The following is a 13125-nucleotide window of genomic DNA, read 5'->3' on the forward strand; positions in this document are numbered from 1 at the left end:
CCAATGGCGGCAAAGGTCGTCACGGTGGCGTTCGAGGGCGTCGAGGCGCGCCGGGTCGACGTCGAGGTGCAGCTGACGGGCGGCGCCCAGGTCATGGTCGTGGTCGGCCTGGGTGACAAGGCCGTGGCCGAGAGCAAGGAGCGGGTGCGCGGAGCTTTCGCCGGCCTGGGCCTGGCCCTGCCGCCCAAGCGCATCGTCGCCAACCTGGCTCCGGCCGACATGCCCAAGGAGGGCCGGATTTTCACGGATTGCCTTCCTACCATTTTGAAGTTTTTCTAAAACTTTCCGTAGGTTACCCGCTATCTCGGGAATGGTAGGCTACTCACCGTTTAGAAAAGGCTCGGCGTTCATAGTCTTGTCGGTTGCAGTTCGACTCGGCTAGGCCAAGAGCATGAGCAGAGGGTCGATAGAGTGGGGGCCAACCGTCCCGAAGCATGTGTCCGCCTCTGAACCGACGCCTCCCTATGCCCATGCACTATCGACTGTGCCCGGTCGGCGAATCCGCCTTGGGGGCGGAGTTGTCGACTTTGGCGGGCTGATCGAGCCTTACAGTGCGGCATTCGTAGCGCGGCTTCTGGACGCATTTGCCCAAGAATACGGGCACGGAAACATACCAAGGCCGGGCGTCGCCGCTTCGGCCATTAGGAAGTTTCTGTTGTTTGTTGCATCGCACGCGCTGAGCGGGCGCGCGGCGGATGCGATGTCTCGATTCTATGTCGCGCTAATCGAAGGGCGAGCGCCAGAAAAGCAAGACCTCAATGAGTCGGTTGCACTCGCCATTGATATTCTCCGTGAGCTGAATGACTTCACTTTCGTCGCAACGCAGAACCTGCGCACTCGGGATAGCTTTGCGACGATCCTTAAAACCACGCTTCGGGCATTGGCACCGCTTGGCTTCTGGCCGAGGTTAGACAGTCAGCGCACGAATATTTGTACTCGGCCTGATGGTCGCTCTATGTACTATGCGGTTGGCTGCGACATCTGGAGGCCCAGGGGTTGTGCTGGGACGATCCCTCTCTGGCGTTTCTGGCCTGGGCCAAGAGCTCAGACGACGCGAAGCGGCTTACTGTGGCGCGGCGTCAATGGCGAGCGCACGTGGTTTTTGATTTCTACGAACATGCATTCCGCAATGGCCACGAGACTGTCTCGATTGGAGCGTTTCTTGACGCCTTCTCAGCCCCAGTGCCTGCCGAGGCGTTGGTCAGTGGAGTACGGGTCAGGCGTAGGCTTCGGGTCAAGTTTGGTCGATCGCCAGCGCGAGTGGGGGGGCTTCGGCCCACGCCATCAGAGGCGGCGGTCGATAGGATCGCCGAGGCTCTGCTAGGCGATGGTGAAGACTACCAACAAATCCGGAACTGGATGCTCGTCCGCACAGCCTACGAGACGAACCTTAGGACCCAGGGTTTGGCACAGCTGACCGTCAGCCTACTTGACGAAATGCTATTCCGCCGAGGCGTTATTGGGAGTTCCACCAGTTTGGCGGATCTTCCACCGCAGGGGCGGGCGGAAGCACGGGCCCGATTGTCGATGCTGGAAGAAGGCGGTCTGACCGCATTTATATCTGCACCGCTCTATGAAAAGGGAAAGCATCGACGCGTCCGTTTCCCTGTCGTGTTGATGCGCCAGTTGATGGACTATGTTTGGGCAGAAAGGGCACTTTTTCTTGATCAGGGGTGCGGCGGGGCCACGAAGGCGCGCGGGGGTGGCGCGCTTTGGCTTTCAAATAAAACTGGCGAGGCGCTTCGGCGTGGAACAATTGCAGACCTCTTGAAGCGTGGATTTTCCGAGGCCGGAGAGCCGGGCAGCGGCCATCGCATTCGCGCGGCTAGTGCGATCCGATTATTGCGAAACACGGTACGACGAGCGCGAACCAACCAGGCAGGGCGGTTTGATGCCGAACTTATTTTGACCCGCGTTGCCGAAGAGATGGGGCATGAATCTCCAGCAACTTTGCGGCCGTACCTCAACGCAGTCTTATTGGAAGATCTACTAGCCGAGACTTAGACTTAAACAGACCATCGAACTCATGGAGGCTCGGGACGTGAGCGAGCTATCCCGGGGCGTGTCGCGATGAACACGCTAGAGGCTGCAGTCCGTCACGAATATGACTCCCTTCGGCCATCGAAAATGACTCGCGTGGGCGCCGGAAATGACTCCGCAGGGCGTCCACCGCCGCCCTTGGCGACGACACGGCTTAGGCGGCCTGCGCGGCCGATGGCCTGCCGGCCATCGCTGCGCATTGAGCCGGGGCGAAGCTCGAAATCCAGAAGGTGGTCGTCCATGCCGCGAGCATGCGCCCGCGTGGCCGGAGTTCAACGACGTGCGGCCTTGGGGCGTACTATGGCGTTGAAAAAGAAACTTCCGGCAAGATCGCCAGGACCATGGCCCACACCGTGGGCCGGGAAAATCCAGTGCGTGCGGCCATCGATATGACTCCCTTCAGCCAACGGCGATGACTTGCTCGTGCCAGCCCCATGACTCATCGGCAATGCACAAGGTCATTCAGGGGACAGCAAGTTAATCATCCAACTGAGGTCACCGCTTCGGTGCAATTCGTGAGTGCGGCGGCCGAGCCGCGCAGGTTCCACATCGCGCAGCGGATCGGCCGACGTCGCCGCACAGCAGTCCAGTTGCTTTTTTCCAAACCTTTCAACCGAGCGGGCTGAAGGCCCGCTCGGCTCTGAGCGATTATCGACTGCATGACTTGCTCATACGAAAATGCCCATCCTTTTCGAAGCGGGCGCCCGTCTAGCCCCCGCTACGGCACCTGCCCGATTTCGTCATGATAGAGCTTGGTGCTAGTCACCGGCATGAGCGATAAAACCATCCCGTCCGCCCTGACCCGTCCCCTGGGCTTGATCTGAGATGCCATTCGGCAACCAGTATCTGACCGCGAGCCGCCCGTGGATTCCCGAAACCGGCTACGTCCTGCACGCCGACCCCGGCCGGCTGGGGGACCTCGAAGACGACCTCCAGTTGGAGAGCACCTGCAGCGAAGAGGTGAAGAAGATCACCAAGCTCGCGCGCCGCAAGCCGCTGCTCTGCTTCCTCAGCTTCAGGTAAAGGTTACATCACGCATGTGGCGCGCGGTGAGGTCCGCTACCCCGCGCGCTCTGGCCGTGATCGCCTAGACCTCTGGAACGTCGCGCTGCTGGCAAAACCGGTCCAGATCGGCGACCTTCGCCGCGCCCTTGGCAAGGGCCGTATGCGTCCCATTAAGCGCGCGAGACTCTAGGTTCCGAAAAGTAGACCTTTTCAATTTCGCAGAAGTGGGTCAGCGGACTAACAGCAGTCAGCTGGAGGTGGACCGGACGAAATGCCGTTCAGGTGATCATCGAAGAACGAGGCGCTCCTAAGCTCGTTGCCCACCCGCCAGATATAAACCTCGCCTGAACTTTGGGGCACAATCGATCCCTCTAGTCTTTCTCCTGCACGGAGTTTGCGGGTGGGTGGGCCGACAATAGCAACTACTGACTGGTAATCCATCCCCATGCGCAACCTCGACCATTCACTCTCTGGACCTTTCGGCAGAGGCGCTGAGCAACCCGTTACTAGCGATAACGTTAGCCCGAGCCCGATAAGACGCTTCATTCCAACCTCCATTAGAAATACACGGTACCGCCGTCGTGTTCGGCGACACGTTCAGGCTCAGTAGCTCGTCATCTCAAATATTCGTTTCCGGACGATGGAATGCCTAAGCCTGCCCGATTTCCTGTGACAAGAACCCATGCGTATCAGTGTCGAACAGCTTTCTCGAGACCGCGACGCATGGATCGCTCGAACAAGGTGGCTTAGATCCATCAACCGGGGGGCTCGTCGGATTTCATGGGCGTCCAAACCGCCGCCGATCTGATCCGTTTGCGCCTTGCAACCCGGCAACATTGAATGCTTCAAAGGCATGCACACTCGAAATTCTCAGTAGTTGCATATGGTTGCCGTCCCATTGTAGTCGGTGTCGCTCAGCGGAGGAAACGGACCGACATAAATATTATAAAGTCCAGGCCGCACGCCCACCTCGAGGGGCTTCACCCAAGGTGCGGAAAGAGTAGGTACGGTGACGTTCGTGGTCCAAAACGGCAAACGATCAACGCGCTGAAAAAATACGATCAGACTCCCGCCAAAGTTTGGTAAGGGCAAGCTACCGCCCTTTCCCAGACTACGTGATCCTCCGGAAGGTCTTTGACCACGAGGCGTCTGATTCGGCTGCGTGGGCTGGGTCGCCGGTGCCGAATAGTCTTCGAAAGTCATGCCGTCGCCCACCTGCGTCGCGCCATTGCCCGATACGTAGAATCTATCAAACGTCGACATAAGTGTGAAATGCCCGTAGGCGACGTTGCGGCAATAGGGAACCCAAGGTCCGACAGTCTGGCCCGAACCTGCTCTTCCGCCGCCTCCCAATCCCAGGGATATCGGCTTTAAAACCGAACCAGAAGAGAAGTAGCTCGGCAGGAAGGTGACGTGGGTTTCGCCATAGCATCCCCCGCCTGGCAGATCCGGCCGGGTAGGTATATCCATGCATTCCGTGCCTGACGGATCGACCAGGTTCACGGGATCATTGCCCACATACGCATACCAGTTCATTCCATCGCCATAGCCGATAGGGTCGGTTTGCATAAAGCGCCCCAGGGTCGGCGAATACATCCGGGCTTTGTAGTTGTAGATGCCCAGTTCTGCGATGAAGGTCTGGCCGGTGTACTGATAGCGGCCCTGGTTTCCGGCCTTGGGCACGCCGTATTCGTCATAGGCGTTGATCGTGGTGGCGGCACCCGAACCATTGGTCACCGCCACGATCGAGCCGCGCTCGTCGGGCAGCAGGAAGCGGCGGTCGCTGACGCCGGCGCCTTCGTACCACAACAACGGCTCGTCGGTTCCCGGGCCCGGCACGTAGCGCCGCAGCACGTTGTTGGAACCATCCAATTCCGCGATCAGATTCGAGCCCGTATAGACAAATTGGGTGGTGGCTGAGCCCGCGACTTGGCCAAGGCGACCAAGTGGATCGTAGGTCAAGGCTGTGCTGCTGGCGCCAGACGCGCCCGTCAGGCGGCTGCCGGCGTCATAGGCAAAGCCCGTCGCGCCATCGCCGGTCAGATTGCCGCGCCCGTCGTAGGACAGTGCCACTCCTCCGGACATGGTCGCTTGATTGAGCCCGTTGATCGTGTAGGGCCGGCTTACAGTCGTGCCGCTGGTCCAGAGATAGGCGTCGTTGGTCGACACCCGGCTCTTGATCTGGCCGGTGGCGGTGTAGCCGTAGCTGTAAGCTTGATCCTGGGCGGTACCGGCCAAATCGAGGGTCAGGGTGCCCAGCCGGCCGGCCGCATCGTAATTGTAGAAGCTCTGGGCGCCGTTCCCACGATAGCTCGCCGTTCGCCGGCCCAAATCGTCATACGCATAGGTTGCCAATTGGAGGCTGCCGTTCTCACGAATGCCCGTTACTTGGCCAGCGGCGTTGTAGTCGTAGTTGACATAGAATCCGTCCTGCCACTGCAATTGGGTAAGTCGGCTCGCTAGGTCGTAGCTGGTCGTGGTCGGGTACCAGGTCCCGCCGCGATAGTCGTAGGTCGTCGACGGCCGACCCAGACCGTCATAGTAGTAGGCGATGACCTTCTCGGCCGAGGTGCCGGAGTAGGTGTAGGTCGGACGACCCAGGTTGTCGTAGTAGTACCAGCCTGGCGTGTTGTCCTTGTAGGTCAGGCGGTTCAGCGCGTCGTAGCTGTAGTTTGTCGTCGTCCCGCGATTGGTCGCCTGGATGATGTTGCCGGCTGCGTTGTAGGCATAACTCAAAAAATCCGTCGTCGAACTGCCGCCGCCAGAGGCGTTGGGGTAGCGGAGCTTGGTCAACCGATCGAACCCGTCGTACTCGTAGGTCGTCAGGTTTCCTTTGCCGTCGGCGGCGGTCTGCGTCTGGCCGTTGTTGCTGTAGGTGAACACGCCTTCGTCGCGCGGCGACGCCGTGCCATAGCCGGTCGTCGTCTTCAGCACTCGGTCGGCGTTGTCGTAGGTGTTGTAGGTGATCCGATCGGGACCGTCGGTGCCTTGCGTTCCAAGACTACAGGCCGAGGCCGGCAACGAACCAAAGACCGCCGGATTCATCCTCTGCGTAGCGCATGTCAGCCGATTGGCGTTATCGTAGCTGTACTGGGCGACAGCTTGGGTGGCGCCCCCCGAATTGAAACCTTGGTAGACGGCGCGGCCCATCAGGTCGTAGGTCGTCAAGCTCTGTTGCAGCACGACCATTGTCGCCCAGTCGGCGTCGGACTGGCTGTTGACCGCGCCGACCTCCTGCACCGTCGGGCGACCGACGCCGTCATAACTTGTTCGCACGGCGCGGTTCTTCAGGGCACCGCTGCCGTCAGGGTCGGGGCCGATCACGCCGACCAGTTGGCGAGCAATGTTGTAGCGGTAGCGGGTGGTGTCCGCGGTTCCGGCCAGGGGGCCGTCGACTGTCTCGACCTCGCCGAAGTTCGTATAGGTCAGTGTCGTAGTGGCGGTCAGCGATCCATCCCCCGCCCCAGATGTCGTGGAGGTGGGCATCAAGTTATTAGCGACGCCGGCCGTGCCATAGGCGACGGTCGTCTTGACCTCCGAGGCGGCACCCGCGCAGGGCGTGGCGCTTACGCAGGTCGAAGTCGACGTCGGCAGATAGATTGGCGTCGGCGCCTGGCTGAGCACGCCGGCGCTATTCTTGTACCAGGCATAGAATTGGTTGTAGGCGACGCGGGTCTCGGGCCGCACCGCACCGGCCGTCGGCGCGGGCAAGGTGATCGAGGTCAGGCCGCCGTGCGTGGCGTCATAGGTGTAGTCGGTCTGGTTGCCCAGCGCATCCTTGGTCCAGTTAGGCAGATTGCATTTGACCACATTGGCGCAGGTGGCGTCGTAGCCGGTCGTGGTGACGATGTTGGCCAAGCCCGAACCGGGCTTGGCCACCTCGGTCAATGTTGTGACATTGCCGCGTGCATCATAGTCGTAAACGGTGGAGTTGCCTTCTGGCTGAGTGACCTGGTGCAGGCGATTGTTGGTGTCGTAGGCGTAGCTGGTCGTGTGATTTAGAGCGTCAGTGTCCGACAGCACCAGCATCTTGGTCGCATCGGAAACGACGATCCTTTGATGGCCAAGAGGGTCCGTAATCGCAAGTCCGGGGCCGCTCGCGCTGGAGCCATAGGTCCAAGTGCTGGTTCCGGTTGTGACGGAGTAAAGATAGGCGCCGTTCAGACTGGTGGTGTAAATCACATCCGCGCTATCGGGACGACGATAAGTCCTGGTCGTGGTGGAGCCTGAAGGAGATCCTTTCGGCGTAAGAATCTGCAACGTGCGGCCAGCTTGATCGGTTATGGTCGAGATCCAATCGGTCGGTCCTTCGCCACTGCCGAATGTCAAGCTCGGCCAGGAACTGGATAGAGTACAATTGTAGTTGGTCGGCGCGCAGCTCTCGACGGCGCTGTTGAATGCCACGATCTTGGTAGTGGAAATGCTATCGTCGATCGTCTGGTGATTGGCGTCGATAAGCAGGGTGAATTGGATTTGATATCCAAAGTTATTCGCCACGGATACCAGCACCGGAACCATGGTGGTTGAGCCAGAGGTGGTCGGAACGGAAACGTAGCCGTAAGTCTGCTTGACTCCCGAAGGATTCGTCAGCGACGTGATGATCCCTTGGTTATAGCTCCCTCCAATTCCCAGCGACTTGGAGAAGATCGCTACGGAACCCGAAGCGGTACGATAGGTATATTCCTGGCTTGTCGCATTATAGGTAAGCGAGGAACCCCGCGCTTCAGCGGGCGTATAGACGCCGCCGGACAGGGTGAAGATTTCAGCGCTTTGGCCGACGGCCACGGTGTAGGTCGCGCCCGAGTTCTTAACGCCTCCGCTGAAATTCGAACGGTATATGCTGACACCACGTTCGTAGTGCAGACCATGAACGGAGTCGCCAATGCTTAGCGAAATGGTCGGAGAAAGCCACTTGCCCGAGATCAAATCGACGCCATTCTGGTCGACTACCGAGCGCACGGGCGGGACGGGGGTGATCTGGGCCAAGGCAAAGCCCGGAATGCAGGTCGATGCGCACAGCAGCGCGCTCAGGCTGACAAGCCGCGAAAGGCCAAGCTTCATTGATCCCCCACCATGAACGTCCTGGCAGTGAACGTCCTGGCAGTCGCCAGGGACAAACCTCGCCGTCTCAAGCTTGAGCCTGAGGCGCCAATTCGAGAAAGGCAATCTTAGAGAGAGCAACTTTTCGGGGAATTTTTCAGAACGCGATTTTCTATTGAGCGTCGCGCCACCTCGTGGAAGGCTGACGCGAGCCATTGTCGAGGGGAAGCGATGTTCATAGTCCGCAAAAGCATGATCGCCGGCCTAACGCTGGCCGCATTCTCGCTCCCAATGGCCGCAACGGCCGCGAGCACGACCACCTACACCTATGACGTGTTTGGCCAGTTGGTCGGGGTGAGCAGCACGGCGGGGCGTACCGTCATCTACACCTATGACGCTGCGGCCAATCGCACCAACATGTCGGCCACGGGGGCCATTGCGCTTAACGTCCCTACGTCTGAAGCGAAGGTGGTCGAAGCGGGCGAGAATGCGCTGACCGGCACCCCGGCAGCACAGATCTACGCCAACAAGGACCTGGATACTCGTCAGAACATCGGCGGCCAGCGCGGATCGGCGAGCAGTTCGACGGCGCAGACACTTCGGTAGTTTAGGCGGTCAAATAGCGTAAAGTAGATCGTTTCGGGCGGCGGAGCGCCAAGTCGGGCCGATCGGATCTTCACCAGGCCCTGGCTCTCGCATTTCCGTCGCGAGGTGCAAAACTCACCATCCGCTGTGCGAAACTGAAGGCCTCAGCCGAAACCGGCGCGCCAAGAACGGGGTCCCCTCGGACGATCTTGCGCGCGAGGGCGAGCAGCGCCTCCTCGAGCACCAAGGCGCGATCGACGAAGTGCCCTGCCAGCATCCGCACGAAAACCAGCTGGTAACCCGGCATCAGCAATTCGACGGGATAGATGTTGCCCTTGCCCGGTTCGCGGCGAACCTCGTGTTCGAACGCCGGCGCCGCCTGACGTTCACGGACGACGACATCCAGCGGCTTGCATATGCCATCAGACAGGATGGTGGCGATGACAACGTCTCGGTCATATCCCCATTCCTCGGTGAGTTGATTGAGATCTTTGATGAGCTGAGGATCAAGCGCCAGCGGAAAGCTGAAAGCGTTCTTGTGGATAGGCCGGAGCTTCAGGTCCCGAGACCCCATGATTCTCGCCATACCCACGCCTTCCTGGAGCCGGCGCCGGATCGTGCTGTCGACATCGCCGTCGTTCATCAGCATGCCCTCTTGAATGAGGGCGGCCATCGTCTCCTCGTCGATCCTCAGCGTCATATCGACGTTGGCTGAAACACTGCCGCTATCCAACACCTTGCCCGTTCCTGGAAACCAATCCGCTCGCGGCCAACCGGGTCGATCGCGCCGCGGGACCGCTTTACATAATATAGTTGATAAACCAAGCCCTGGGGCTCGGCCAATGGTCGGCGCATGGACATGCGTCGCACCGTCGGCTCGAACGTCCGCAGGCTGAGACTGGAGAAGGATTTGACCCAGGAACGCTTCGCGGAGCTTTCCGGGTTGGCTCAGCAATACATCAGCGGCCTGGAACTGGGACGACGCAATCCCACTGTCGTGACGCTCTACGAATTGGCCGTGGCGCTAGGAGTCGAGCCTGCCGATTTGCTGCGCAAGTAATGCGCCCGTGCGCGAACGGGGACGACCTCTAACTTGATGATTCAAGATCCTGCGTTCGAGAAAGCACCGCCGCCTTGCGAGCCTCGGCGGCCAGGTTCGCCCGCTCGACAAGTCGTTGCGCCTGATCCCTACGGCGAAACGCGACAATGACGGCGATGATGGCGACGCCGGCGGTGACACCGGCCAGGATGAGTTCATCCCGAGCGGCCGGCCCTTTGGCCAAGTACGCCAAGGTCGCCAGCAGGATAATGTAGACTAGCAGCGCCAGGAACGTGGTCAGATTCCATCGAAATTCGCGCAAAAACGTGCGGGCGCGGACATAGTCCTTGGCGGCCGTGGCCTGCTTGTCGGGGCGGCGATGTTCGGCCAGCCGGCCTCGGTTCTGGCGAAGGATCACTGCGGCCAAGTGCCCGGGGCGCTTTTCCGCGAGGTTGACGATCGGGTCTTTATGATCGCTCACGCCACGAGGTCCACAATCTTGGCGATATAGCCCTTCGATGCCGATCCGCCCTCCAACAGATGACCGACGATAGCATCGATGACCTTGATCTTGCTTTGGGTCGATAGCGTCAGGTGATTTTGAGCCAGATGGTCTTCCACCAGAATCAGAGTCTCGCGCCAAAGCGCCGCCTCACCGCCCTTGTGTCTCAAACTCGGTCCCAGCCCAACGCCGTCATAGAGCCACGCCGGGTCGACCGAAAACATCCGCGCGCTCTTAAAATAGAGCGCGCCGGGCAAGTGGCGTTCGGAGCGGCCAGCTGTGCGTCTGGCTCGTTCACCAACCCGACCCGCTTGCCGAGCCGATCCCGAGGAGGTCATCGCCGGCGCCCGCATAGGGCTGGGCGTACGGCCGGGGCGAACCTGGCGGTCGTCCTGTAGACAGGGCCTGATGGTTGCTCGCTGCTCCCTGGCGTTGACGCCTCAGTCGAACAGCGAGCGCTGTCGCGCGGGAGTTTCTTCGACATGAGCAATGATGGAGAAGTCGAGAAGCGAGGCGAGGTCAGTCACAACCCGCGTAATATGATGCCCGATATTAATGCGCCGCCAGGTCGTCGCATTGCCAGGGCCGCCGAGTTCCAGAGCTGTGTCTTGGAGCATCCGATCCGCTATCGAGAAGCCTCTTCCCGCAAAGCCATCGCTCTCGACGAGAGACCGCGCGAGCGCCGGCATTGCCGTCCGCAATGGCACGTCTTTCAGTGCTCGAACCACGGACCAGTTCTCGGGACCGGCATAGCGGTAGTGAGGAATTGTTCGGCCACCTTTTCCGAAGTTGAACTTGGCGCTGTCGGCGGCAAAGTCCCCGAACAACAACCCTCGCTGAACGATGGGATCCGAGAGCGCTGCCCCCTTCCAGGTTGCCCATTCCAGCCGTGGGACTTCGATTTGTCCGCCAGCAGCGGCGGGGTTTTTCTCGGGATAGCTCGTGCCCTGGAAGATGACGCTGTGCCACAGACCCACTTCCATGACCTGCATGTAGAAGGCCGCGAGGAGTTCGTGCGTATCCGGTAGCGACAGATCGGCCTCGGTCATGTCGAGGATGAGAGTGCAGCTGTCAGGCTTCGCGCGCACTCGCTTGAGCAGGACTTGGTGGAGGCGGTCCCGCAGATTGACGTCGACAAGGTCGGTCAAGGTAAGCCGAATGCCCAGCCCTACACCGACGCCATCGATGACGGCACTGATACCGGAGAACCGGTCGCCCTCGTAGTCATCAAGGGCGAACATCGGCACCGGCCTTCCGCCGCGATCGGTGGCGACCTTGAAGAGAGTGGTCAGCCACGCAGCCGATCCGTCGATGCCGAGGGGCTCAAAAAGAAAGCGCGGGTCCAAGAAGCAAGGTCGATAGGGCCAATATTGCGCAACGCGGCGCCCCGTTTCATGCACCATCTCGTCGGGGGTGAGGGGGCGTCCCTTCTCCGGGTCCCGCTCTTTGGGCGGCGGTGGGATAAGGTGCGGGATGACGTGGCCCGCCACGTCTGGGCGCAAGTCGGCCAGAGCAAGGTACTCGCCCTGCTTCAACCTGAGCACGGGCGCATATGATTGATGGCCGATAGTGTACATGTTCGTTCTTCACGCCTCTTTGACGAATTGACTACGAACTCTTCCCGCCCCGACTTTTTCAGAAAAAATACTGTAGTTTTTTCTCTCCATACGCGCCCGGCCAAAAACAATGGCCGGATGTATTCCCAACTGTGCAGCAAACTTCTCGATCGGCGCTGGGTCTTTGGCGATGCGCGCGGCCGACGTTCGCCAAAGCATGCTTGGCACTAGAGCCTCAGAGGCAAACTCGTCGGCCTCCGATTCGATTTGGTCCGACTCTACCGCTTCCAAGTCGTCGTAGAAACCAACCGACAGTCCCATACGGAAATGTAGGTAAATGTGAGCCAACTCATGGAGCAGTGTGAACCAGAAATTGTCGATGCGATCATGCCGCAGCGTCATCGCAATAACGGGATGGCCGCCGATGAGCATTGCTGCGCCATCCAAGCGAAGGCCCTGGATAGCGGGCTCGTAGACGAAGACGATCCCCTTTTCGCCGAGTAGTTGAGAAGCAAGTAAGGCGCCGTCGTCGCGCGCGCTTAGCCGGGTGAGATCGCCAACCCAGCCGATGTCCAAGACGTTGAACGTGGACGCGCCCTTGGCCGCTTCGCGCTCGGCACGCTCGATAACTCGCGCGCGCCATGCAGTCAGGAGAAAGTCCTGGGATACATTGTTGGGGGTCAAGCCAGTCCGTAGGAGGGCCGGTTGGCCAAGTTTTGCGATGCTTTCTTTCGTGAATTCGACAATCGACTCGTCGGAAACGTCACGGTCGGACCACCAATTGGACCGAGCGTGTTCAGCCACGCGCTTCACCGTTTTTGGGTCTGGTTGCGGCGTGGGGTTCACCGCTGCGAACTGCGGTGCCGCCGATTCTTTTATTGACGCTCTCAGGTCCACGCCCAAGAGGCTCGCGATCTTCCTATAATTCGCTAGCCCGATGGTTCGATATCTCTCGGCCTCATAGCGTTGAATCTGTTGCTCTCTAAGCCCAAGCTTTTCTGCGAGAGCGCCCTGAGATAGGCTACGAGCGATTCTGGCGATCACCAGGGCTATGCCCGGATCGCCACGGTATTGCTCCATCAACGCGGTAAAATCGCCAGCCCTGGCGGCTTCATACCGTTCTAGCGCGCCGGTCAACTCCGTCACGATTCCCGAAATCGCTCGCCGGTGTTTGTCAGCGATCAGGGGAGAAAGACCACTGCGGGTTGCCTCCAGCGACGCCGCAGGCGTCGCGATCTCACGAGCCTTTTCTAGCGTGACCTTGGCGCGCCGCGCGTCCCTCTCGTTGAGAATGTCATTGAACTCGAACATCAGGCGATCATGTCACAACAAATATGTTGTGTCACCTTCGACGGCCT

The 13125-nt window shown here is 59.9% G+C and carries 10 protein-coding genes and 1 pseudogene; 5 read left to right on the forward strand and 6 right to left on the reverse strand.

The annotated features are described in order from the left end of the window. Window positions 1-3: 3 nt before the first annotated feature. The 3 genes and pseudogenes from AC07NX_RS06555 to AC07NX_RS06565 all read left to right on the forward strand — a co-directional run. Window positions 4-243, forward strand: a pseudogene (locus AC07NX_RS06555) (magnesium chelatase domain-containing protein); the annotation flags it as partial. A gap of 1284 nt (window positions 244-1527) precedes the next feature. Then, window positions 1528-2004 carry a hypothetical protein gene (locus AC07NX_RS06560; RefSeq protein ID WP_494640191.1) on the forward strand — a complete coding sequence of 159 codons (477 nt, stop codon included), beginning with the start codon at window positions 1528-1530 and terminating at the stop codon, window positions 2002-2004. Window positions 2005-2865: 861 nt separating this feature from the next. Then, window positions 2866-3063: a hypothetical protein gene (locus AC07NX_RS06565; RefSeq protein ID WP_494640193.1), complete on the forward strand. Its 198-nt coding sequence runs from the start codon at window positions 2866-2868 to the stop codon at window positions 3061-3063. An 852-nt stretch (window positions 3064-3915) separates the two neighbouring features. Here the strand turns inward: AC07NX_RS06565 and AC07NX_RS06570 are convergent. Then, window positions 3916-8106: an RHS repeat domain-containing protein gene (locus AC07NX_RS06570; RefSeq protein ID WP_494640194.1), complete on the reverse strand. Its 4191-nt coding sequence runs from the start codon at window positions 8104-8106 to the stop codon at window positions 3916-3918. Between the two features lie 210 nt (window positions 8107-8316). Between AC07NX_RS06570 and AC07NX_RS06575 the strand changes: the two genes are divergently transcribed. Then, window positions 8317-8691, forward strand: coding sequence for an RHS repeat domain-containing protein (locus AC07NX_RS06575; RefSeq protein WP_494640195.1), 375 nt, complete (start codon window positions 8317-8319; stop codon window positions 8689-8691). Window positions 8692-8761: 70 nt separating this feature from the next. On the opposite strand, the gene AC07NX_RS06580 is transcribed toward AC07NX_RS06575, so the two are convergent. Beyond that, a complete protein-coding gene (locus AC07NX_RS06580) occupies window positions 8762-9406 on the reverse strand; it encodes a hypothetical protein (RefSeq protein WP_494640197.1) in 645 nt (214 codons plus the stop codon). Window positions 9407-9529: 123 nt separating this feature from the next. Between AC07NX_RS06580 and AC07NX_RS06585 the strand changes: the two genes are divergently transcribed. Continuing rightward, window positions 9530-9730: a helix-turn-helix transcriptional regulator gene (locus tag AC07NX_RS06585; RefSeq protein WP_494640198.1), complete on the forward strand. Its 201-nt coding sequence runs from the start codon at window positions 9530-9532 to the stop codon at window positions 9728-9730. 28 nt (window positions 9731-9758) lie between these two features. Here AC07NX_RS06585 and AC07NX_RS06590 read toward each other — a convergent pair whose 3' ends face one another. The 4 genes from AC07NX_RS06590 to AC07NX_RS06605 all read right to left on the reverse strand — a co-directional run bounded on the left by AC07NX_RS06590 (window position 9759) and on the right by AC07NX_RS06605 (window position 13078). After that, window positions 9759-10190: a hypothetical protein gene (locus AC07NX_RS06590; RefSeq protein WP_494640199.1), complete on the reverse strand. Its 432-nt coding sequence runs from the start codon at window positions 10188-10190 to the stop codon at window positions 9759-9761. Beyond that, window positions 10187-10435, reverse strand: a complete 249-nt coding sequence (locus AC07NX_RS06595; RefSeq protein ID WP_494640200.1) for a hypothetical protein — start codon at window positions 10433-10435, stop codon at window positions 10187-10189. The genes AC07NX_RS06590 and AC07NX_RS06595 overlap by 4 nt, the downstream gene beginning before the upstream one ends. Window positions 10436-10651: 216 nt before the next feature. Continuing rightward, window positions 10652-11788 (reverse strand): beta family protein, encoded by a 1137-nt coding sequence (locus AC07NX_RS06600; RefSeq protein WP_494640202.1) that lies wholly within the window; start codon window positions 11786-11788, stop codon window positions 10652-10654. A 9-nt stretch (window positions 11789-11797) separates the two neighbouring features. After that, complete coding sequence (locus AC07NX_RS06605) at window positions 11798-13078, reverse strand: XRE family transcriptional regulator (RefSeq protein ID WP_494640203.1); 1281 nt, start codon at window positions 13076-13078, stop codon at window positions 11798-11800. Window positions 13079-13125: the final 47 nt, after the last annotated feature.

This window comes from Caulobacter sp. GW821-FHT09A05, assembly GCF_059418465.1.